Genomic DNA, 21,971 nt, shown 5'->3' with positions numbered 1-21,971 from the left:
TGTCTAAAGAAAAATTTGAACGTTCAAAACCGCACGTTAACGTTGGTACTATCGGCCACGTTGACCACGGTAAAACAACTCTGACTGCTGCAATCACTACAGTTTTAGCTAAAACTTATGGTGGTGCTGCTCGTGCATTCGATCAAATCGATAACGCACCAGAAGAAAAAGCTCGTGGTATCACCATCTCTACTTCACACGTAGAATATGACACTCCAACTCGTCACTACGCACACGTAGACTGCCCAGGTCACGCCGACTATGTTAAAAACATGATCACTGGTGCTGCGCAAATGGACGGAGCTATCCTGGTTGTTGCTGCGACAGATGGCCCAATGCCACAAACTCGTGAGCACATCCTGTTAGGTCGTCAGGTTGGTGTTCCTTACATCATCGTATTCCTGAACAAATGTGACATGGTAGATGATGAAGAGTTACTGGAATTAGTCGAAATGGAAGTTCGTGAACTTCTGTCTCAGTACGATTTCCCAGGTGATGACACTCCAGTAATCCGTGGTTCAGCGCTGAAAGCACTGGAAGGCGAAGCAGAGTGGGAAGCAAAAATTGTTGAATTAGCAGAAGCACTGGATTCATACATCCCAGAGCCAGAGCGTGCAATTGACAAACCATTCCTGTTACCAATTGAAGACGTATTCTCAATTTCAGGCCGTGGTACAGTAGTAACAGGTCGTGTTGAGCGTGGCGTAATCAAAGTTGGTGAAGAAGTTGAAATCGTTGGTATTAAACCAACAGCGAAAACAACTTGTACTGGTGTTGAAATGTTCCGTAAATTACTTGACGAAGGTCGTGCAGGTGAGAACGTAGGTGTTCTTCTGCGTGGTACTAAACGTGAAGAAATCGAACGTGGACAAGTACTGGCGAAACCAGGTTCAATCAACCCACACACTAAATTTGAATCAGAAGTTTATATTCTGAGCAAAGATGAAGGTGGTCGTCATACTCCATTCTTCAAAGGCTACCGTCCACAGTTCTACTTCCGTACAACTGACGTAACTGGTACTATCGAATTACCAGAAGGCGTAGAAATGGTAATGCCAGGTGACAACATCAACATGATCGTTGAACTGATTCACCCAATCGCGATGGACGACGGTTTACGTTTCGCTATCCGTGAAGGTGGCCGTACAGTAGGTGCGGGCGTTGTTGCTAAAGTATTAGGTTAATTACTCGCGTAATTTCCTAAAAAAGGGCATCAATTGATGCCCTTTTTATGCGTTGTTTGAAAAAGAACCTATCTCATCACTAGTTTGTTGTAAATTATTGGTGAGATAGGCTCTGATACAACGAATCGAGTCCAGTATCTTGCAGATACGAATGTCATAGAGATATGACACTGTGTCAGATGCAATCATAGTTGATTTTATGGTTAGTCTGATTTGTTTTGCTCTTGCGAGGCAAGCTGGCTATTTATTTACATCATAGTGACAGGTTAATTTATGAGTGCGAATAGCGGAGCTCAAGATAGCAAACGCGGTGGTGATATCGCTAAGTGGATCATTACCGTTTTATTGCTGGCAGTAGCAGTGGGTGGCAACTATCTTTACCGTGAATTTAACCTAGCGTTGCGAGCTTTAGCTGTTGTTGCTTTGTTCGTAGCAGCAGGTGGTTTCGCGTTGTGGACAACACAAGGTAAAGCAACGTTAGCATTTGCTCGTGAAGCGCGTATTGAAATGCGTAAAGTAGTATGGCCAACACGTCAAGAAACATTGCAGACAACTCTAATTGTTGCTGCGGTGACGGCTATTGTGTCATTAGTTCTTTGGGGACTGGATGGCATTCTGGTTCGTTTTGTTTCATTTATTACTGGCCTGTGAGGTGTTCATGACTGATTCTCCAAAAAAACGCTGGTATGTCATTCAGGCATTTTCAGGCTTTGAAGGCCGTGTTGCACAGTCTTTGCGTGAACATATCAAATTAAACGAAATGGAAGACTCATTCGGCGAAGTTATGGTTCCAACTGAAGAAGTGGTTGAAATCCGTAGCGGTCAACGTCGCAAAAGTGAGCGTAAATTTTTCCCAGGCTATGTTCTTGTCCAAATGGTCATGAATGATGCGACTTGGCACTTAGTACGTAATGTACCTCGTGTTATGGGATTCATTGGTGGAACGTCAGACAGACCTGCACCAATTAGCGATAAAGAAGTTGATGCGATTATGAATCGCTTACAACAAGTTGGTGATAAACCACGTCCTAAAACACTGTTTGAACCAGGCGAAATGGTTCGTGTTAGTGATGGTCCATTTGCTGACTTTAATGGTGTTGTTGAAGAAGTTGACTACGAAAAAAGTCGCTTAAAAGTCTCTGTATCAATCTTTGGTCGTGCAACACCAGTTGAATTAGACTTTAGTCAGGTTGAAAAAGGTTAAACCTTTTTACCTTGCTTTCTTGCAAAAGGTGGAAAAGTTATCTACAATTTTCCACCTTTCGTTTTGAGTTGTTTTGTCATAAGACAGAACAAAGTAAAATCGGGGAGCCCTAGCCGGGCGATATACCCAAATTGAGGAATTAATTAATGGCTAAGAAAGTCCAAGCCTATATCAAACTGCAGGTTTCTGCAGGTATGGCTAATCCAAGTCCACCAGTTGGTCCAGCTCTGGGTCAACAAGGTGTTAACATCATGGAATTCTGTAAAGCATTCAACGCTAAAACTGAAAGCGTTGAGAAAGGTTTACCAATTCCTGTTGTTATTACAGTTTACGCTGACCGTTCTTTCACTTTCGTTACCAAAACTCCTCCAGCAGCAGTTCTGCTGAAGAAAGCAGCGGGCGTGAAATCAGGTTCTGGCAAACCGAACAAAGAGAAAGTAGGTAAAATTACTTCTGCTCAAGTTCGTGAAATCGCAGAAACTAAAGCTGCGGACCTGACTGGTGCTGACGTTGAAGCTATGATGCGTTCAATTGCTGGTACTGCTCGTTCCATGGGCCTGGTAGTGGAGGATTAATCTGATGGCTAAACTAACCAAGCGCATGCGCAATATCCGTGAGAAAGTTGAAGTAACTAAACAGTACGAAATTACTGAAGCTGTTGCTTTACTGAAAGAACTGGCTACTGCTAAATTCGTTGAAAGCGTTGACGTTGCTGTTAACCTTGGCATCGATGCACGTAAATCAGATCAAAACGTTCGTGGTGCAACTGTACTTCCACACGGTACTGGCCGTTCAGTTCGCGTTGCTGTATTCGCACAAGGTGCAAATGCAGAAGCTGCTAAAGAAGCAGGCGCTGAATTAGTCGGTATGGACGACTTAGCTGCTAAAGTTAAAGCTGGCGAAATGGACTTTGACGTTGTTATCGCATCTCCAGATGCAATGCGCGTTGTAGGTCAATTAGGCCAAATCCTTGGCCCACGCGGCTTAATGCCAAACCCGAAAGTGGGTACTGTAACGCCTAACGTTGCTGAAGCAGTTAAAAATGCTAAAGCGGGTCAGGTTCGTTACCGTAACGACAAAAATGGTATTATCCATACCACTATCGGTAAAGTTGATTTCAACGAAGTTCAGTTGAAAGAAAACTTAGAAGCTCTGCTGGTTGCGTTGAAAAAAGCAAAACCATCAGCAGCGAAAGGCGTTTATATCAAGAAAGTAAGCCTGTCTACTACTATGGGTGCAGGTGTTGCTATTGATCAAGCTAGCTTGAGCGCGACAGTTTAATCTGAGATTAGACTAAAGTCATAAAAGACTTTACCTTGGCGTCAAATTTGTATAGAATTTGACGCCTTGAGTTTAGCTATGTGGTATTTTATTTAAGTCTACATAACTAAATTCTCTGAATTTCGGTTGGAGTCTGGCCTATCCAGACCCCGTCCAAGACCGCAGGTGTAAGTGATTACTTAATTTTCCTGCGTAGACGGTGAGAGAGCCAATAAAGAATTATATATTCTGGATTCTACTCACCGTGTTTTAGCGCTTATACCATTGTGGTTATAAGTGATGTGAGTCCCGAGTTTTTACTCGGTTAATCCAGGAGCAAGAAGCTAATGGCACTAAATCTTCAAGACAAACAAGCGATTGTTGCTGAAGTCAGCGAAGTTGCCAAAGGTGCGCTTTCTGCAGTTGTTGCGGATTCCCGTGGCGTTACTGTAGCTAAAATGACCGAACTGCGTAAAGCATGTCGTGAAGCTGGCGTTACTGTACGTGTAGTGCGTAACACTCTTCTGCGTCGTGCTGTTGAAGGTACTTCTTATGAAGTACTGAAAGATGCATTTGTTGGTCCAACCTTGATTGCATTTTCTGCTGAACATCCGGGCGCTGCTGCTCGTCTGTTCAAAGATTTCGCGAAAGCGAACCCAGCATTCGAGATTAAAGCGGCTGCCTTTGAAGGTGAGTTTATCCCAGGTTCGAACATCGATCGTCTGGCTACACTCCCAACTTACGATGAAGCAATCGCACGCCTGATGGCAACCATGAAAGAAGCCTCTGCAGGCAAATTGGTTCGCACTCTGGCTGCTCTGCGCGATCAGAAAGAAGCTGCTTAATAGCCAATTTCTTCGTTGCTTTATTTACGTATAAACTTTTTCTGAATTTTAGGAACACTTGTTATGTCTATTTCTAAAGACGATATCTTAAACGCAGTTGCTGAAATGTCTGTAATGGACGTTGTTGAACTGATCTCTATGATGGAAGAAAAATTCGGTGTATCTGCTGCTGCAGCTGTTGCTGTTGCTGCGGGTCCAGCAGAAGCTGCTGAAGAGAAAACTGAATTTGACGTTATCCTGAAAGCTATCGGCGGTAACAAAGTAGCAGTAATCAAAGCAGTACGTGGCGCTACCGGTCTTGGCCTGAAAGAAGCTAAAGACTTAGTAGAATCTGCACCAGCAGCTCTGAAAGAAGGCGTAAGCAAAGATGATGCTGAAGCTCTGAAGAAAGCTCTGGAAGAAGCAGGCGCTGAGGTTGAAGTTAAATAATTTAACTTCCCAGAGTGCAGCCTAACGGCTGATGGCTGGTGATTTTTTGGTCACCAGCCTTTTTGCGCTGTAAGGTAAGAGTAGCTTTTTCACACTTTTTGGCTTTCTCTTTACCTCAATATTTTTTGCTATTGACGACTTAATATACTGTGTTAGTCACTACGATCCACGTTGTCCAAAAGCTCGGTAGTGAGCTCAATGCAATGAAATGATTTAAGAGTAATAGCAATAAGTATTATGGAAAATTACATTTTCCTACCTACAAAAAATAGTGTTAGCAGAATGTCGTGTCGCCCTTAATAACTAAGGGTAGGCAGAGTGGGTCACTTTTCAGCGAGCTGAGGAACCCTATGGTTTACTCCTATACCGAGAAAAAACGTATTCGTAAGGATTTTGGTAAACGTCCACAAGTTCTGGATGTTCCCTATCTCCTTTCTATCCAACTTGACTCGTTCCAGAAGTTCATCGAGCAAGATCCTGAAGGTCAAAACGGTCTGGAAGCAGCTTTCCGTTCCGTATTCCCTATCCAAAGCTATAGTGGCAATGCTGAATTACAGTATGTCAGCTACCGCTTAGGCGAGCCTGTTTTTGATGTTAAAGAATGTCAGATCCGCGGTGTAACTTATTCTGCACCTTTGCGTGTAAAACTGCGTCTGGTCATTTATGAACGTGAAGCCCCAGAAGGCACCGTTAAAGACATCAAAGAACAAGAAGTCTATATGGGTGAAATCCCATTAATGACCGATAACGGTACCTTTGTAATCAATGGTACTGAACGTGTTATCGTTTCCCAGTTACACCGTAGCCCTGGTGTGTTCTTTGATAGTGACAAAGGTAAAACACACTCATCTGGTAAGGTACTGTATAACGCACGTATTATCCCTTATCGTGGCTCATGGTTAGACTTCGAATTCGACCCTAAAGATAACCTTTTTGTCCGTATTGACCGTCGCCGTAAATTACCTGCGACTATCATTTTACGCGCGATGAACTACAGCACCGAAGAAATCTTAGGTTTATTCTTCGAAAAAACATTGTTTGAAATCAGCAACAACAAGCTGATGATGACATTAGTGCCTGAACGTCTGCGTGGTGAAACTGCTTCATTTGATATTGAAGCAAACGGCAAAGTGTATGTCGAAAAAGGCCGTCGTATTACCGCTCGCCATATTCGTCAATTAGAAAAAGAGCAAATTGACCGCATTGAAGTACCTGTTGAATACATTGCAGGTAAAGTGGTTGCTCGTGACTATATTGATGAAGCAACAGGTGAACTGATTTGTGCTGCTAACATGGAAATCTCTTTAGATGTGTTAGCTCGCTTAAGTCAAGCTGGTCATAAAACGATTGAAACGCTGTTTACTAATGACTTAGATCATGGTGCTTATATTTCAGAAACTGTTCGCGTCGATCCTACAAATGATCGTTTAAGCGCATTAGTTGAAATCTATCGCATGATGCGTCCTGGTGAACCACCTACACGCGAAGCTGCAGAAAACTTATTTGAGAACTTATTCTTCTCTGAAGATCGTTATGATCTGTCTGCTGTGGGCCGTATGAAATTCAACCGTTCTTTAGGCCGCGACGAAGTTGAAGGTTCTGGCATCTTAAGCCAAGAAGATATCATTGAAGTAATGAAAAAACTGATTGATATCCGTAATGGTAAAGGTGAAGTGGATGATATCGACCACTTAGGTAACCGTCGTATTCGTTCTGTTGGCGAAATGGCTGAAAACCAATTCCGTGTTGGTCTGGTGCGTGTTGAGCGTGCAGTTAAAGAACGTCTGTCTTTAGGCGATCTTGATGCATTAATGCCACAAGATATGATCAACGCAAAACCGATTTCTGCTGCTGTCAAAGAGTTCTTTGGCTCTAGCCAGTTATCACAGTTTATGGATCAGAATAACCCGCTATCAGAAATTACGCACAAACGTCGTATTTCTGCATTAGGCCCAGGAGGTTTGACCCGTGAACGTGCAGGCTTTGAAGTTCGAGACGTACACCCAACTCACTACGGTCGTGTGTGCCCAATCGAAACGCCTGAAGGTCCAAACATCGGTCTGATCAACTCATTATCTGTTTATGCACAGACTAACGAGTACGGTTTCCTTGAAACGCCTTACCGTGTTGTTGAAAATAACGCTGTAACAGATGAAATTCACTATCTGTCTGCAATCGAAGAAGGTAACTTCATCATTGCTCAGGCTAACTCCGTATTAGACGATGACAATCACTTCGTTGAAGAATTAGTGACTTGCCGTCATAAAGGTGAGTCAAGCTTATTTAGTCGTGACCAAGTTCAGTACATGGACGTTTCAACCCAACAGGTTGTTTCTGTCGGTGCTTCACTGATCCCATTCCTTGAACACGATGACGCCAACCGTGCATTGATGGGTGCGAACATGCAACGTCAGGCTGTTCCTACACTTCGTGGTGATAAACCACTAGTAGGTACAGGTATGGAGCGTGCTGTAGCGGTTGACTCCGGTGTTACTGCGGTTGCTAAACGTGGTGGTGTTGTTCAGTATGTTGATGCTTCTCGTATCGTTATCAAAGTTAACGAAGAAGAGACTTACGCTGGTGAAGCGGGCATTGATATCTATAGCTTGACTAAATACACTCGTTCTAACCAGAACACATGTATTAACCAAACTCCTTGCGTATCTTTAGGTGAACCTGTTGATCGCGGTGATGTGTTAGCTGATGGTCCTTCAACAGACCTTGGTGAGTTAGCATTAGGTCAAAACATGCGCGTGGCATTTATGCCATGGAATGGTTATAACTACGAGGACTCCATCCTTGTATCTGAGCGTGTTGTTCAAGAAGATCGTTTCACAACTATCCACATTCAAGAACTGGCTTGTGTCTCTCGTGATACTAAGTTAGGGCCTGAAGAGATCACTGCTGATATCCCGAACGTCGGTGAAGCAGCGTTATCTAAACTGGATGAATCAGGTATCGTTTATATCGGTGCTGAAGTGAAAGGCGGTGACATTCTGGTTGGTAAAGTAACACCTAAAGGTGAAACTCAACTGACTCCAGAAGAGAAACTGCTGCGTGCTATCTTCGGTGAAAAAGCGTCTGATGTTAAAGATTCTTCTCTGCGTGTTCCTAATGGTGTGTCTGGTACAGTTATCGACGTACAAGTCTTCACCCGTGATGGCGTAGAAAAAGATAAACGTGCATTAGAAATCGAAGAGTCACAGTTACGTGAAGTTAAGAAAGACTTAACTGAAGAACTGCGTATCTTTGAAGCTGGTCTATTCGCTCGTATCCGTGGTGTTCTGATTGCTGGCGGTATTGAAGCTGAGAAATTAGATAAATTACCTCGCGAACGTTGGTTAGAACTGGGTATTGCGGATGAAGAGAAGCAAAACCAGTTAGAACAATTAGCTGAACAGTATGATGAACTGAAAGCTGAGTTCGCGAAGAAACTGGAAGCTAAACGTCGTAAAATCACTCAAGGTGATGATTTGGCACCAGGCGTGCTGAAAATCGTTAAGGTTTACCTGGCGGTTAAACGTCAGATCCAACCTGGTGATAAGATGGCGGGTCGTCATGGTAACAAGGGTGTTATCTCTAAGATTAACCCAATTGAAGACATGCCATACGATGAAAACGGCAACCCAGTTGACCTCGTACTGAACCCACTGGGTGTTCCATCACGTATGAACATCGGTCAGATCCTTGAAACTCACTTGGGTATGGCTGCTAAAGGTATCGGTGATAAGATCAATGCGATGCTGAAACAGCAACAAGAAGTTGCTAAATTACGTGAATTTATCCAGAAAGCTTACGATCTGGGTATGGCACCTCGTCAGAAAGTTGATCTGGACACCTTCAGCGATGAAGAAGTGTTACGTCTGGCTGAAAACCTGAAAAAAGGTATGCCAACCGCAACACCAGTGTTCGATGGTGCAGAAGAAATGGAAATTAAAGAGATGCTGAAATTAGCTGATCTTCCAACTTCTGGTCAGATTACACTTTTCGATGGTCGTACAGGTGAACAATTTGAGCGTCCAGTAACTGTTGGTTACATGTACATGCTGAAACTGAACCACTTAGTTGATGATAAGATGCACGCCCGTTCAACCGGTTCGTACAGCTTAGTTACTCAGCAACCTCTTGGTGGTAAAGCTCAGTTTGGTGGACAGCGTTTCGGGGAGATGGAAGTGTGGGCACTGGAAGCATACGGTGCAGCTTATACTCTTCAAGAAATGCTTACTGTTAAGTCGGATGACGTTAACGGTCGTACCAAAATGTACAAAAACATCGTTGATGGTAACCATCAGATGGAACCAGGTATGCCAGAGTCGTTCAACGTATTGTTGAAAGAGATCCGTTCACTGGGTATCAACATCGAATTGGAAGACGAATAACGGATTCCATATAGACAGACTGCTAGAGATGGCAGTCTGTCAAACAGTGACTACACTGGTTTAAAGGGGTGAATGACAGGGGTCATTTGCCTGGCAGGTCTAACTCCGACAGGAGCCATTTCGTGAAAGACTTATTAAAGTTTCTGAAAGCGCAAACCAAGACCGAAGAGTTTGATGCGATCAAAATTGCTCTGGCATCACCTGATATGATCCGTTCATGGTCATTTGGTGAAGTTAAAAAGCCAGAAACAATTAACTACCGTACGTTCAAGCCAGAACGTGACGGTCTTTTCTGTGCCCGTATTTTCGGACCAGTAAAAGATTACGAATGTTTGTGTGGTAAATACAAACGTTTAAAACACCGTGGTGTTATCTGTGAGAAGTGTGGCGTTGAAGTTACACAAACTAAAGTTCGTCGTGAACGTATGGGTCACATCGAATTAGCTTCTCCAGTTGCTCACATTTGGTTCTTGAAATCACTGCCGTCCCGTATCGGTCTGCTGCTGGATATGCCACTGCGCGATATTGAACGTGTACTGTATTTCGAATCTTACGTTGTTGTTGAAGGCGGGATGACTAGCCTTGAACGTGGTCAAATCTTAACAGAAGAGCAATACCTCGATGCATTAGAAGAGTTCGGTGACGAATTTGATGCGAAGATGGGTGCTGAAGCTGTTCAGAACCTCTTACAGAGCATGGATCTGGAACAAGAGTGTGAAACGCTACGTGAAGAGTTAAACGAAACTAACTCTGAAACTAAACGTAAGAAACTGACTAAACGTATCAAGTTACTTGAAGCGTTCATGCAATCAGGCAATAAACCTGAGTGGATGATCTTAACTGTACTGCCTGTGTTACCACCAGACTTACGTCCACTGGTTCCACTTGATGGCGGTCGTTTTGCGACATCTGACCTGAACGATTTATATCGTCGTGTGATCAACCGTAACAACCGTTTAAAACGTCTGCTTGATTTAGCAGCACCAGATATCATCGTACGTAATGAAAAACGTATGTTGCAAGAGTCTGTGGATGCGTTATTAGATAACGGTCGTCGTGGTCGTGCGATTACAGGTTCGAACAAACGTCCTCTGAAATCTTTGGCTGATATGATCAAAGGTAAACAAGGTCGTTTCCGTCAAAACCTGTTAGGTAAACGTGTTGACTATTCTGGTCGTTCTGTAATCACCGTTGGTCCATACCTGCGTCTGCATCAGTGTGGTCTGCCGAAGAAAATGGCGCTTGAGTTATTCAAACCATTTATTTACGGAAAACTGGAAACCCGTGGTTTAGCGACAACAATCAAAGCCGCTAAAAAAATGGTTGAGCGTGAAGAAGCGGTTGTTTGGGATATCTTAGATGAAGTTATCCGTGAACATCCAGTGATGCTAAACCGTGCACCAACACTTCACCGTTTAGGTATTCAGGCATTTGAACCAATCCTTATCGAAGGTAAAGCTATTCAGTTACACCCACTCGTTTGTGCGGCATACAACGCCGACTTCGATGGTGACCAAATGGCGGTTCACGTACCATTGACATTAGAAGCACAGCTAGAAGCTCGTGCGCTGATGATGTCAACAAATAACATCCTGTCTCCAGCAAGTGGTGACCCAATCATCGTTCCTTCACAGGACGTTGTATTAGGTCTTTACTACATGACTCGTGACTGCATCAATGCCAAAGGTGAAGGCATGGTGCTAAGTGGCCCTAAAGAAGCTGAACGCGTTTATCGCGCTGGTTTAGCCTCTTTACACGCACGCGTTAAAGTACGTATCACTGAAGAGATCAAAGATGGCGAAGGTAACATCACCACTGAAACTAGCTTAAAAGATACCACTATCGGCCGAGCTATTTTATGGATGATCGTACCAAAAGGTCTACCTTACGCGCTGGTTAACCAACCATTAGGTAAGAAAGCAATTTCTAAAATGCTGAATACCTGTTATCGCGTATTAGGCTTGAAGCCAACCGTTATTTTTGCTGACCAAATCATGTATACCGGTTTTGCTTACGCAGCACGTTCAGGTGCTTCAGTAGGTATCGATGACATGGTTATCCCTGCGAAAAAAGCAGAGATCATTGCAGAAGCAGAAGCAGAAGTTGCAGAAATTCAGGAACAGTTCCAATCCGGTCTGGTAACAGCGGGCGAACGTTACAACAAAGTCATCGATATTTGGGCTGCGGCGAATGAGCGCGTAGCAAAAGCGATGATGGAAAACCTGTCTACTGAAACCGTTATTAACCGTAATGGTGAAGAAGAACAACAAGTATCTTTCAACAGCATCTTTATGATGGCTGACTCCGGTGCTCGTGGTTCTGCAGCTCAGATCCGTCAGTTAGCAGGTATGCGTGGTCTGATGGCTAAGCCAGATGGCTCAATCATCGAGACACCAATCACAGCGAACTTCCGTGAAGGTCTGAACGTACTCCAGTACTTCATCTCAACCCACGGTGCTCGTAAAGGTCTTGCGGATACCGCACTGAAAACAGCAAACTCCGGTTACTTGACTCGTCGTTTAGTTGACGTTGCACAAGACTTAGTTGTCACAGAAGACGACTGTGGTACAACCGAAGGTGTTATGATGACTCCGGTTATCGAAGGTGGAGATGTTAAAGAGCCACTGCGTGAACGTGTATTAGGCCGTGTAGCTGCAGAAGATATTCTGAAACCAGGTACTGCCGATATCCTTGTTCCACGTAACACCCTGTTAAACGAAAAACTGTGTGACTTGTTAGAAGAAAACTCAGTTGACAGCGTGAAAGTACGTTCAGTTGTAACCTGTAACACAGACTTCGGTGTATGTGCTAAATGTTATGGTCGTGACCTTGCTCGTGGTCATATCATCAACAAAGGTGAAGCTATCGGTGTTATCGCGGCACAGTCAATCGGTGAACCAGGTACACAGTTAACGATGCGTACGTTCCACATCGGTGGTGCGGCATCTCGTGCGGCAGCAGAATCTAGTATTCAAGTACGTAACAAAGGTACTCTGAAGCTGTTCAATGCGAAGTTCATTACCAATACTGCGGGTAAATTAGTTATCACTTCTCGTAACACAGAATTACGTTTAATTGACGAATTCGGTCGTACGAAAGAGAGCTACAAAGTGCCTTACGGTGCTCAATTAGCGAAAGGTGATGGTGAAGCGGTTAACGGTGGCGAAACTGTTGCTAACTGGGATCCACATACAATGCCAGTTGTGAGTGAAGTATCTGGTATCATCCGTTTTGCTGACATGGTTGATGGTCAAACTATCACACGTCAAACAGATGAATTAACAGGTCTTTCTTCACTGGTTGTTCTGGATTCAGCAGAGCGTACAGGTAGCGGTAAAGATTTACGTCCAGCATTACGCATCACTGATGCACAAGGTAATGACGTATTAATTCCGAATACTGATATGCCAGCACAGTACTTCCTGCCAGGTAAAGCAATTGTTCAGTTAGACGATGGCATTACAATTAACGCAGGTGACACTTTAGCGCGTATTCCACAAGAATCAGGCGGTACTAAAGATATCACCGGTGGTCTGCCACGCGTTGCTGACCTGTTTGAAGCTCGTCGTCCGAAAGAGCCTGCAATCCTTGCTGAAATCAGCGGTATTGTATCGTTCGGTAAAGAGACTAAAGGTAAACGTCGTCTAGTTATTTCTCCATTAGACGGTAGCGATGCATACGAAGAGATGATCCCTAAATGGCGTCAGCTTAACGTATTCGAGGGTGAGGTTGTGGAACGCGGTGATGTTATCTCCGATGGTCCAGAGTCACCACACGACATTCTGCGCTTACGTGGTGTTCATGCGGTTACTCGCTATATCACTAACGAAGTACAGGAAGTTTACCGTTTACAAGGCGTTAAGATTAACGATAAACACATCGAAGTTATCGTTCGTCAGATGCTACGTAAAGTTACCATTGAGAATGCAGGAAGCTCTGAGTTCCTCGAAGGTGAACAGGTTGAATACGCTCGCGTTAAAGTGTCAAACCGTATTCTGGAAGAGGAAGGTAAAGTACCAGCAACATATGCTCGTGACCTGTTAGGTATTACGAAAGCATCTCTGGCAACTGAATCTTTCATCTCTGCTGCATCGTTCCAAGAAACAACTCGTGTTCTGACTGAAGCGGCGGTAGCAGGTAAACGTGACGAATTACGTGGCTTGAAAGAGAACGTTATTGTTGGTCGCTTGATCCCAGCAGGTACAGGGTATGCGTATCACCAAGATCGTATGAAGCGTCGTCAATCACAACTGCCGACAGATGAAACTGAAACAACAATCAGTGCTGATGAAGCCTCTGCGAACTTAGCAGAATTACTGAATGCTGGTTTTGGTGGATTAAAAGACTAAAATCTAATTTAGATTAGATTGAAATGCCCTCCATTGTGAGGGCATTTTTTGTTTCTGTTCTACAATAAGTAGGCGAAATGATGAGAATAATAACTAACAGATTGATTATCCTATTTTTTATTTTTACTGGTTTTGCTTTTGCAACCTCTTTAGAAAGGGAAATACCAACAGAAACGCAATGGGATTTAGAAACTCCGACCACAACATTGATGCAGGTTCGCCAACAAAAAACCTTATATGCTTTTATTGGTAATAAATTAAGACCTGTTGCTGAGCTATATCCTAATCAGGGATTTTATGTTTCAGATGAGATAAATAATTACCATAAAATACAATTTGGAAATGCCCAAGGTTATTTGGAAGCAGGTTATTTAGAAGATGGTTACTTTGAAGATATTGCTTCTATTTCGGCTGATAAGAAAATACGTTTCTTATCAGATAGTACGAAGAAAACCGATTACCCTATCTATGGATATCTGATCACAACAAAAAATACCCCTATCTATAGTGATAAAGATATTGCTAGCCCACAAATAGCGACTCTCTTATCCAATTTACGTTATCCCGTACTCTCTCGCACAATAAAAGAAGAGGCTAATGGAAGTAAGATCAATTGGTTTGAAATCTCTTTAGGTGACCGCTTAGGTTATATTTCATCAAGGGATGTAAAGCCTGATTTAGGAATACCAATACTTACTTATCACCATATTCTCAAAGCAACGGAAAACCATAAATTTCGCCATACATCAACAACAACATCATTAACTGCCTTTACAGAGCAGATGAATTATTTAAAAGAAGCCGGATATGAAACGCTTTCACTAAATCAAGTTGCAGGCTATTTAAATAAGAGTATTAATTTACCAGGGAGAGCTGTTGCATTAACATTTGATGATGGTTTGCAATCCATTTATCGCTATGCTTATCCTCTTTTAAAAGAAAATGGCCAACGTGCAACACTATTTGTTATCTCATCGCGGATAAAATCTAAAACGTCCAAATGGGCACCTAATTCATTACAGTTTATGAGTTGGCAGTCACTTAGATCGAGTCGTGATGTTTTTGATATTCAATCACACTCCCATTTTTTACATCGTTTAGATAATAATAAAAAACCTATTATCTTTAGCCGTCAGTCCCACACAATTATATTGGATTTGCAACGTTCACAACGTGTATTGAGCTTATTAAATCCACATCAATATGCATTTGCATATCCTTTTGGTGGATATAACCAAAGGGCAATTAATGCAGTCAAAGCATCAGGAATGACATTGGCAGTGACGACACAACAAGGAAAAGTACGTTTAGGTGATCCGCCTTTTGCTTTAAAACGACTCTATGCGTTAAGTACCGATCCAATTGAGAAATTTGCGAGGATGGTGGGCAATGATGAATATGAAGTAGTGAATAAAAATATCGTTGTCGATAAATAACCAAAGATGTTATGTAAAATTATTAATAGTTACCCTCGACAATTATCGAGGGTATTTTTCTATTATTACAAATTCATTTTAAATTAATAAATAACGTATATTTTTCAGATGATTATGATAATTTTTCAGTAAGGGGAATACATTTTTTTCTGTAAGCTGGCAGTCCAAATTCGGCATGGAGTCAGCTATGAATAAGCCCCTATCAATTTCTTCTCATGATTCTGCATTCAAACGTTTTATGATGAATGTCAGTAATGCCAAAGACTTTTTCTTTATCCATTTGCCTGAAGAATTAAAAAGCCAGTGTGATTTTTCGACTTTGCAATTACAGAATTCTTCTTTTATTGATATTAAATTACGTTCTCGTATGTCTGATATTTTATATTTGGTGAAAACCAAAGAGGGTGATGTGCCCATTTATTTATTGATAGAGCATCAATCTAGACCTGATAAAATGATAGCTTGGCGTATGATGCACTATGCATTTTGCACCATGAATCAGCATTTACAGCAAGGTTATAAGTCTTTGCCTCTCGTTGTTCCAATCTTGTTTTATCATGGAAAGAAGAAACCTTATCCTTTTCCTGTTAATTGGATGGAATGTTTTCCACTTTCTTCACTTGCTAATCATATTTATTCTAATGACTTTTCTTTAATTGATTTGACCTCGATTGATGATGATATTTTGCTGACACATAAAAAAGCGGCGGTAATGGAAATTGCAATGAAGCATGTTAATAGCTGTCATGATCTTAATAAGATTGCAATGCTATTATCAAAAGCCATAAATCAGAAAAACTGCAGAGATGAAGACACTGTTGCTGTTGTACAATATTTATTCTCAATCATGGATGCATCAGATTTCGAATTTATTATAAATAAGATAGCTGAACGAGTAGATAACCACAGAGAGACAATTATGAATATCGCATGGAGATTAGAAAATAAAGGGTTTAAATTAGGTATAGATGAAGGATTTGAAATAGGAAAAACTGAAGGTATTGAATTAGGGAAAACTGAAGGTATTGAATTAGGGAAAACTGAAGGTATTGAAATAGGAAAAACTGAAGGTATTGAAATAGGAAGAAAATCAGTGCAATTAGAATTGGCACAAAAATTATTAAAAGAGAATTTTGATCTTCCATTTATCGAACGAATGTCTGGTTTAAGTCTACACGAGATTAAATTATTATTGATAGTCTCGTAAATATAATCAATAGCTATTATTAATTAAACACCAATAATTTATTAGAGTAACTTTTTATTTTATCTCTTTACGTATTTATTATAAATAGAATACTCCTTTCTATCATTTAAGAGGAGTATTCATATTTTATAACCGAGGGATTAATTACCATTCATCTCGATATTTAAAAGCAGCTTGATAATCATATTTATCTAACTAAATAAACTAAAGGTGGTTTTATATGATTTAAACTTTAATTAACGCCCCAAATAATTATCCCAATCTTTCCATACGGGTTGTAATCCTCGTTCTTTTAATGCGTTAATCACATCATTAACATGGCGATTATCATTAGGCGAGAATTGTTCTAATTCTTCATGACTATCAGAATATCCTCCCGGTTGAGTTTTAGAGCCCGCGCTAATGTTATTAATGGCTAATGGCACTGTGTTATCACGAAAATAAGGAGATTCACGGGTTGAAAGTGAAAGTTCAACATCAGGTGCCAAAATACGAAAAGCACAGATCAATTGCACTAATTCCGCTTCACTCATTACTGATGCAGGGCTTAGTCCACCAGCACAAGGACGTAAACGAGGAAAAGAGATTGAATAACGGCTTTTCCAATAGCGTTTTTGTAAGAACAAGAGATGTTCTGCCACCATATAACAATCGCTACGCCACTGGCTTGAAAGACCAATCAATGCGCCTAAACCAATTTTATCAATTCCAGCTTGCCCTAATCTGTCAGGTGTTTGTAGTCGCCAATGGAAGTCCTGTTTTTTACCTCTTAGATGATGCAATTGATAGGTTGGTTCATGATAGGTTTCTTGATAAACCATCACGCCATCAATACCGAGTGTTTTTAACTCGGCATATTCTTCTGTAGCAAGAGGTTGAACTTCCATCATTAATGAACTGAAATGCTTTCGAATAAGAGGGATATATTGGCGAAAATAATCCATACCCACTTTTCTTTGATGCTCTCCAGTCACTAATAACAAGCTATCAAAACCTAATTGCCTGATGCTATTGCATTCAGCGATGATTTCACTTTCATTTAATGTTTTACGTTTAATGGCATTACTCATTGAAAAACCGCAATAAGTACAGTCATTCGCACATAAATTAGAAAGGTAAAGTGGCACATACAATCCTACGATATTACCAAAACGCTGACGCGTTAATTGTTGAGCGCGTTGTGCCATTGGCTCTAAATAATGACGACCCGCGGGTGAAATCAGCGCCATAAAATCATCAAGTGTCAGCGTGTGGCGATTTAATGCGACTTCAACATCCGCATTGGTTTTACTATTAAGCTTTAGTGTAATGTCATCCCAATCAAGTTGTTGCCAATAATCAGAAAAAGTGTCCATTAGAATGCCTCTAAATATTGAGTTAATGGACTAGAAGCCTGTGCTTGCATATTTACAACTGAAGCAGGTGTAGCAAGTCCTGATTGTCGAGCAAGTTCACCCGCCTCAAGCGCTGCTTTAAATGCTTGTGCCATTAGAATAGGATTTTTTGCAACAGCAATTGCGGTATTAACCAATACGGCATCAGCCCCTAACTCTAAAGCTTCGAGTGCATGACTTGGTGCACCAATTCCGGCATCGACAACAACAGGAATTGAGGCTTGTTCAATGATAATTTGTAGAAAGTCACGAGTTTGTAAGCCTTGATTGGAGCCAATAGGAGAGCCTAAAGGCATCACAGCGGCACAGCCAACTTCTTCTAAACGACGACATAAAACAGGATCTGCACTGCAATAAGGCAAAACAATAAAACCTTCTTTAACGAGAAGCTCAGCGGCTTTAAGTGTTTCAATAGGATCGGGTAGTAAATATTTGGTGTCAGGATGAATTTCTAATTTTACCCAATGGGTGCCAAAGGCTTCTTTGGCTAAACGAGCCGCAAAAATAGCTTCTTGTGCTGTTTTTGCGCCAGAAGTATTAGGTAATAATTTTACTCCTAATGATTTAAGTGGTGCGATTAAATCATCATTACCATTTTTTAGATCTACACGTTTCATGGCCATCGTGACTAATTGGCTACCTGAAGCTTTAATAGCTTCTGTCATTAGTGTTGATGTTGCAAATTTCCCTGTGCCTGTAAATAGTCTAGATGTGAATGTTGTATCAGCAATTTTTAACATATCAGCCCCCTGCAATTGCTTGGAAGAGAAGAATAGTATCGCCATCATTGATAAAATGTGTTTCCCAATTTTCACGGGGAACAATGGTTTCATTGATAGCAAGCGCCACACCAATTGGTGGTTGCTCTAACTGAATAAGGAGCTGACAGATGGTGACAGGCATATCCAGAGAATATTGTTCGTCATTTACGGTGATGTTCATGCTACCCCTCGACAAACAGGACATGTTTTTGATGGTGTTAAACGCAAAGTACTCCAATTTTGTTTTCTACCATCGAAAAGGCGAAGTTTTCCACTCAGAGAGCAAGGTAAACCAGAAAGCAATTTAATTGCTTCAAGTGCCTGAAGTGTGCCAATTACACCCACAACAGGACCTAGAATTCCAGCTGTTTTGCAGTTTCTTTGTGGTTCAGTTTCATCAGGATACAGGCAGTGATAACAGCCATAAGTAAAAGGAGGTTCAAACACCATAAGCTGGCCACTAAACCCTACGGCACTGCCACTGATAAGTGAAGTTTGCTGTGCGACACAAGCACGGTTAATCGCTTGGCGTGTAAGCATGTTATCTGTGCAATCTAAAACTAAATCGACCTCTTTAACTAATTTATATAATGAATCATCATTAATACGCTGTTTATAAGAGGTAATTTTTATATCCGGATTTAATGCAAGGAGAGACTGCTTTGCGATCTCTGATTTTGCATCAGGAATATCTTGGGTACGATAAAGAATTTGACGCTGTAGATTAGAAACATGTAACTCATCATCATCAACTAAAATAAGTTCGCCAACACCTGCACCAGCAAGATAAAGAGAAGCAGGAGAGCCTAATCCACCCAGACCAACAATTAAGACTTTAGCGCATTGAAGTTTATTTTGACCTGCTAAGCCAATATCTTCTAACATCACTTGTCGGCTATAACGCATAAAATCATTATCATTTAGCATGATGGTTTTCCTTCTACTAATTCTAATAATTTACGAGTCACTTGTTGCCAATCTGGTGCTTTTGTTATTGCACTGACTAAGGCAACACTCCCAACACCTGTTGCAACAACATCAGGCACTCTTTCTAGTGAGATCCCACCAATAGCAACAGTGGGAAAATCAAGCGTCTGTTCTACTTGATGTTTGAGTGCTTTCAAACCTTGAGGCTTAGATGGCATCTCTTTTGTTGTGGTTGGAAATATATGCCCTAATGCGATGTAAGATGGGTATAACGCTTTTGCTTTTTGTAATTCCGCTTCATCGTGAGTGGAAATACCAAGGCGTAATCCTGCATGTTTAATAGCATTAAGGTCAGCAATATCAAGATCTTCTTGACCAAGATGAACACCATAAGCCTGATGTTTAATGGCAAGTTGCCAATAATCATTGATAAACAGTCTTGCGTGATACTGTTTACCTAGTTTTATCGCCTTGATGATCTCTTGTTCAACGTCTTCTGGCTGTTTATCTTTTATACGCAATTGAAGTGTGGTAACGCCTGTTTTTAACAGGCGTTCTATCCATTCAATAGAATCAACAACGGGGTAAAGCCCAAGCTTTTTTTCTGTTGATGCAAACGGTGTGTTAGAGGATTTGTTCATTTTCAGTCACCTCAACACTGGCGATTTCTGCACCGTGGTATAATTCACTGCCGTGCTCTTTAAAGGCTTGAGACATTTGTTCCATACCAGCTGCATAATCACGTACTTCTTGCGTTATCTTCATTGAACAGAATTTAGGACCACACATTGAGCAGAAGTGAGCCACTTTACCTGATGCTTGAGGCAAGGTTTCGTCGTGATATTGACGTGCGGTTTCAGGATCAAGCGCCAAATTAAATTGATCTTCCCATCTAAACTCAAATCGCGCTTTTGACATTGCATTATCACGAATTTGAGCGCCAGGATGTCCTTTAGCTAAATCGGCAGCATGAGCAGCGATTTTGTAAGTAATAAGGCCTTGTTTTACATCTTCTTTATTTGGTAAGCCAAGGTGTTCTTTTGGCGTAACATAACAGAGCATTGCACAACCAAACCAGCCAATCATTGCTGCACCAATACCTGATGTGAAGTGATCGTAACCTGGTGCAATATCCGTAGTAAGAGGGCCTAATGTATAAAAGGGGGCTTCATGACAATGCTCTAATTCTTCTGTCATATTGCGGCGGATCATCTGCATTGGAACGTGGCCAGGGCCTTCTATCATGACTTGTACGTCATATTCCCATGCAATTTTTGTTAGTTCACCTAATGTATGTAACTCAGCAAATTGTGCTTCATCGTTTGCATCTTGAATTGAACCTGGTCTTAACCCATCGCCCAGTGAAAGGGAAACATCATAAGCGGTACAAATTTCACAGATTTCACGGAAATGTTCGTAGAGGAAATTTTCTTTGTGATGTGATAAACACCATTTCGCCATTATTGAACCGCCACGAGATACAATACCGGTTAGGCGTTTTGCCGTCATTGGCACATAACGTAACAATACACCTGCATGAATAGTAAAGTAATCAACCCCTTGCTCTGCTTGCTCAAGTAACGTATCGCGGAACATTTCCCAAGTGAGATCTTCAGCAATACCGTTAACTTTTTCGAGTGCTTGATAAATGGGAACTGTGCCGATAGGAACAGGGCTATTGCGAATGATCCACTCACGCGTTTCATGAATGTAACGGCCTGTTGACAGATCCATTACGGTATCTGCTCCCCAGCGTGTAGACCAAATTAGCTTTTCAACTTCCTCTTCAATTGAAGACGTTACAGAAGAATTTCCGATATTGGCATTCACTTTCACTAAGAAATTACGCCCAATAATCATCGGTTCTGATTCTGGGTGATTAATATTGGCGGGAATAATGGCTCGACCAGCGGCAACTTCTTGGCGCACAAATTCAGGCGTAATATTGTCAGGGAGATGAGCCCCAAAGCTAAAGCCTGCATGCTGTTGGCGTAAAACTTCGCTACGAATTCTCTCGCGCCCCATATTTTCACGAATCGCAATAAACTCCATTTCAGGTGTGATAATACCTTTTCGAGCATAATGCAATTGCGTCACGCTTTTCCCCTTTAGCGCTTTTTTAGGGCTTGGTTTTAACGGGAAACGCAGATGCTCTAATCCTGCATCAGAAAGACGTTGTTGCGTGAAATCAGAGCTTAAGAGTGAAAGTGCTTCAGTATCGTTACGCTCATCAATCCATGGTTGGCGTATTTTTTTTAAGCCAAGATTAACGTCGAGTTGAGAAGCTGGATCGCCATAAGGGCCAGAAGTGTCATATACGGGAACTGGTTCATTATCTTCAAAAACAGGGTTTTCTTTTGATCCGCCTACCAATGTTTTATCAAGCTGGATCTCACGCATTGGTACTTGAATATCGCTACGAGAGCCTTCAAGGTAAATACGTTTTGAATTTGGGAAACTTACGCCTTGAATGGTGCTAATAAACTCTTGAGCAGCATCACGCTGTTCTTTTCGTGGGCGTTGTTTGTTGTTTGTTGGTGAAATATCTTTAACGGATATAGTTTGATTTTGGGACATAGCATTTCCTAATAAATAT

At 41.6% G+C, this 21,971-nt stretch carries 17 protein-coding genes; 11 read left to right on the top strand and 6 right to left on the bottom strand.

What is annotated here, in order from left to right:
• The 11 genes from tuf to GWI59_RS07890 form a co-directional block, all read left to right on the top strand.
• Window positions 1–1,184 (top strand): elongation factor Tu (tuf, locus tag GWI59_RS07940; protein WP_089503028.1); only part of this gene is annotated, 1,184 nt, incomplete at its 5' end.
• A 273-nt stretch (window positions 1,185–1,457) separates the two neighbouring features.
• Window positions 1,458–1,835 carry a preprotein translocase subunit SecE gene (secE, locus tag GWI59_RS07935; protein WP_006534701.1) on the top strand — a complete coding sequence of 126 codons (378 nt, stop codon included), beginning with the start codon at window positions 1,458–1,460 and terminating at the stop codon, window positions 1,833–1,835.
• A gap of 7 nt (window positions 1,836–1,842) precedes the next feature.
• Window positions 1,843–2,388 (top strand): transcription termination/antitermination protein NusG, encoded by a 546-nt coding sequence (nusG, locus tag GWI59_RS07930; RefSeq protein ID WP_004246900.1) that lies wholly within the window; start codon window positions 1,843–1,845, stop codon window positions 2,386–2,388.
• 146 nt (window positions 2,389–2,534) lie between these two features.
• Entirely contained in the window at window positions 2,535–2,963 is a 429-nt protein-coding gene (gene rplK, locus GWI59_RS07925; RefSeq protein WP_006534703.1) for a 50S ribosomal protein L11, read from the top strand.
• Between the two features lie 4 nt (window positions 2,964–2,967).
• Window positions 2,968–3,669 carry a 50S ribosomal protein L1 gene (gene rplA, locus GWI59_RS07920; protein ID WP_069368741.1) on the top strand — a complete coding sequence of 234 codons (702 nt, stop codon included), beginning with the start codon at window positions 2,968–2,970 and terminating at the stop codon, window positions 3,667–3,669.
• A 326-nt stretch (window positions 3,670–3,995) separates the two neighbouring features.
• The gene (gene rplJ, locus GWI59_RS07915; RefSeq protein WP_006534706.1) at window positions 3,996–4,493 is read left to right on the top strand and encodes a 50S ribosomal protein L10; all 498 of its coding nucleotides are present in this window, start codon (window positions 3,996–3,998) and stop codon (window positions 4,491–4,493) included.
• A 63-nt stretch (window positions 4,494–4,556) separates the two neighbouring features.
• Window positions 4,557–4,922 (top strand): 50S ribosomal protein L7/L12, encoded by a 366-nt coding sequence (gene rplL / locus GWI59_RS07910; RefSeq protein WP_023583093.1) that lies wholly within the window; start codon window positions 4,557–4,559, stop codon window positions 4,920–4,922.
• Between the two features lie 350 nt (window positions 4,923–5,272).
• Entirely contained in the window at window positions 5,273–9,301 is a 4,029-nt protein-coding gene (gene rpoB, locus GWI59_RS07905) for a DNA-directed RNA polymerase subunit beta (RefSeq protein WP_109848569.1), read from the top strand.
• Between the two features lie 122 nt (window positions 9,302–9,423).
• Window positions 9,424–13,650: a DNA-directed RNA polymerase subunit beta' gene (rpoC, locus tag GWI59_RS07900; RefSeq protein ID WP_072064765.1), complete on the top strand. Its 4,227-nt coding sequence runs from the start codon at window positions 9,424–9,426 to the stop codon at window positions 13,648–13,650.
• Window positions 13,651–13,730: 80 nt separating this feature from the next.
• Window positions 13,731–15,086 carry a polysaccharide deacetylase family protein gene (locus GWI59_RS07895; RefSeq protein WP_161724411.1) on the top strand — a complete coding sequence of 452 codons (1,356 nt, stop codon included), beginning with the start codon at window positions 13,731–13,733 and terminating at the stop codon, window positions 15,084–15,086.
• A gap of 187 nt (window positions 15,087–15,273) precedes the next feature.
• On the top strand, window positions 15,274–16,293 hold the full coding sequence (locus GWI59_RS07890; protein WP_161724409.1) for an Rpn family recombination-promoting nuclease/putative transposase: 1,020 nt from the start codon (window positions 15,274–15,276) through the stop codon (window positions 16,291–16,293).
• 236 nt (window positions 16,294–16,529) lie between these two features.
• Here the strand turns inward: GWI59_RS07890 and thiH are convergent, their stop codons facing one another.
• The 6 genes from thiH to thiC are packed head-to-tail and all read right to left on the bottom strand — an operon-like array spanning window position 16,530 to window position 21,952.
• Entirely contained in the window at window positions 16,530–17,648 is a 1,119-nt protein-coding gene (gene thiH, locus GWI59_RS07885) for a 2-iminoacetate synthase ThiH (RefSeq protein WP_109848572.1), read from the bottom strand.
• Entirely contained in the window at window positions 17,648–18,427 is a 780-nt protein-coding gene (locus GWI59_RS07880; RefSeq protein ID WP_006534716.1) for a thiazole synthase, read from the bottom strand. The genes thiH and GWI59_RS07880 overlap by 1 nt, the downstream gene beginning before the upstream one ends.
• A 1-nt stretch (window position 18,428) precedes the next feature.
• Window positions 18,429–18,629 (bottom strand): sulfur carrier protein ThiS, encoded by a 201-nt coding sequence (gene thiS, locus GWI59_RS07875; RefSeq protein ID WP_006534717.1) that lies wholly within the window; start codon window positions 18,627–18,629, stop codon window positions 18,429–18,431.
• Window positions 18,626–19,375: a HesA/MoeB/ThiF family protein gene (locus GWI59_RS07870; RefSeq protein ID WP_006534718.1), complete on the bottom strand. Its 750-nt coding sequence runs from the start codon at window positions 19,373–19,375 to the stop codon at window positions 18,626–18,628. The genes thiS and GWI59_RS07870 overlap by 4 nt, the downstream gene beginning before the upstream one ends.
• Window positions 19,369–20,016 (bottom strand): thiamine phosphate synthase, encoded by a 648-nt coding sequence (gene thiE, locus GWI59_RS07865; RefSeq protein ID WP_072064754.1) that lies wholly within the window; start codon window positions 20,014–20,016, stop codon window positions 19,369–19,371. The genes GWI59_RS07870 and thiE overlap by 7 nt, the downstream gene beginning before the upstream one ends.
• Entirely contained in the window at window positions 20,000–21,952 is a 1,953-nt protein-coding gene (gene thiC / locus GWI59_RS07860; protein ID WP_109848573.1) for a phosphomethylpyrimidine synthase ThiC, read from the bottom strand. The genes thiE and thiC overlap by 17 nt, the downstream gene beginning before the upstream one ends.
• Between the last annotated feature and the right edge of the window lie 19 nt (window positions 21,953–21,971).

Source organism: Proteus sp. G2673 (genome assembly GCF_009915125.1).
Classification (GTDB): Bacteria; Pseudomonadota; Gammaproteobacteria; order Enterobacterales; family Enterobacteriaceae; genus Proteus; species Proteus penneri.
The sequence above is the reverse complement of the archived record's forward strand: the minus strand, read 5'-3'. Positions and strand labels throughout refer to the sequence as shown.

What these genes read in the sequence shown, in the direction of transcription:
- GWI59_RS07890 (WP_161724409.1), top strand. Translation starts at nt 15,274, where the DNA reads ATGAATAAGCCCCTATCAATTTCTTCTCATGATTCTGCATTCAAACGT.
- secE (WP_006534701.1), top strand. Translation starts at nt 1,458, where the DNA reads ATGAGTGCGAATAGCGGAGCTCAAGATAGCAAACGCGGTGGTGATATC.
- rplL (WP_023583093.1), top strand. Translation starts at nt 4,557, where the DNA reads ATGTCTATTTCTAAAGACGATATCTTAAACGCAGTTGCTGAAATGTCT.
- GWI59_RS07895 (WP_161724411.1), top strand. Translation starts at nt 13,731, where the DNA reads ATGAGAATAATAACTAACAGATTGATTATCCTATTTTTTATTTTTACT.
- rplA (WP_069368741.1), top strand. Translation starts at nt 2,968, where the DNA reads ATGGCTAAACTAACCAAGCGCATGCGCAATATCCGTGAGAAAGTTGAA.
- rplK (WP_006534703.1), top strand. Translation starts at nt 2,535, where the DNA reads ATGGCTAAGAAAGTCCAAGCCTATATCAAACTGCAGGTTTCTGCAGGT.
- GWI59_RS07870 (WP_006534718.1), bottom strand. Translation starts at nt 19,375, where the DNA reads ATGCTAAATGATAATGATTTTATGCGTTATAGCCGACAAGTGATGTTA.
- GWI59_RS07880 (WP_006534716.1), bottom strand. Translation starts at nt 18,427, where the DNA reads ATGTTAAAAATTGCTGATACAACATTCACATCTAGACTATTTACAGGC.
- thiE (WP_072064754.1), bottom strand. Translation starts at nt 20,016, where the DNA reads ATGAACAAATCCTCTAACACACCGTTTGCATCAACAGAAAAAAAGCTT.
- thiS (WP_006534717.1), bottom strand. Translation starts at nt 18,629, where the DNA reads ATGAACATCACCGTAAATGACGAACAATATTCTCTGGATATGCCTGTC.
- rplJ (WP_006534706.1), top strand. Translation starts at nt 3,996, where the DNA reads ATGGCACTAAATCTTCAAGACAAACAAGCGATTGTTGCTGAAGTCAGC.
- thiC (WP_109848573.1), bottom strand. Translation starts at nt 21,952, where the DNA reads ATGTCCCAAAATCAAACTATATCCGTTAAAGATATTTCACCAACAAAC.
- rpoB (WP_109848569.1), top strand. Translation starts at nt 5,273, where the DNA reads ATGGTTTACTCCTATACCGAGAAAAAACGTATTCGTAAGGATTTTGGT.
- nusG (WP_004246900.1), top strand. Translation starts at nt 1,843, where the DNA reads ATGACTGATTCTCCAAAAAAACGCTGGTATGTCATTCAGGCATTTTCA.
- thiH (WP_109848572.1), bottom strand. Translation starts at nt 17,648, where the DNA reads ATGGACACTTTTTCTGATTATTGGCAACAACTTGATTGGGATGACATT.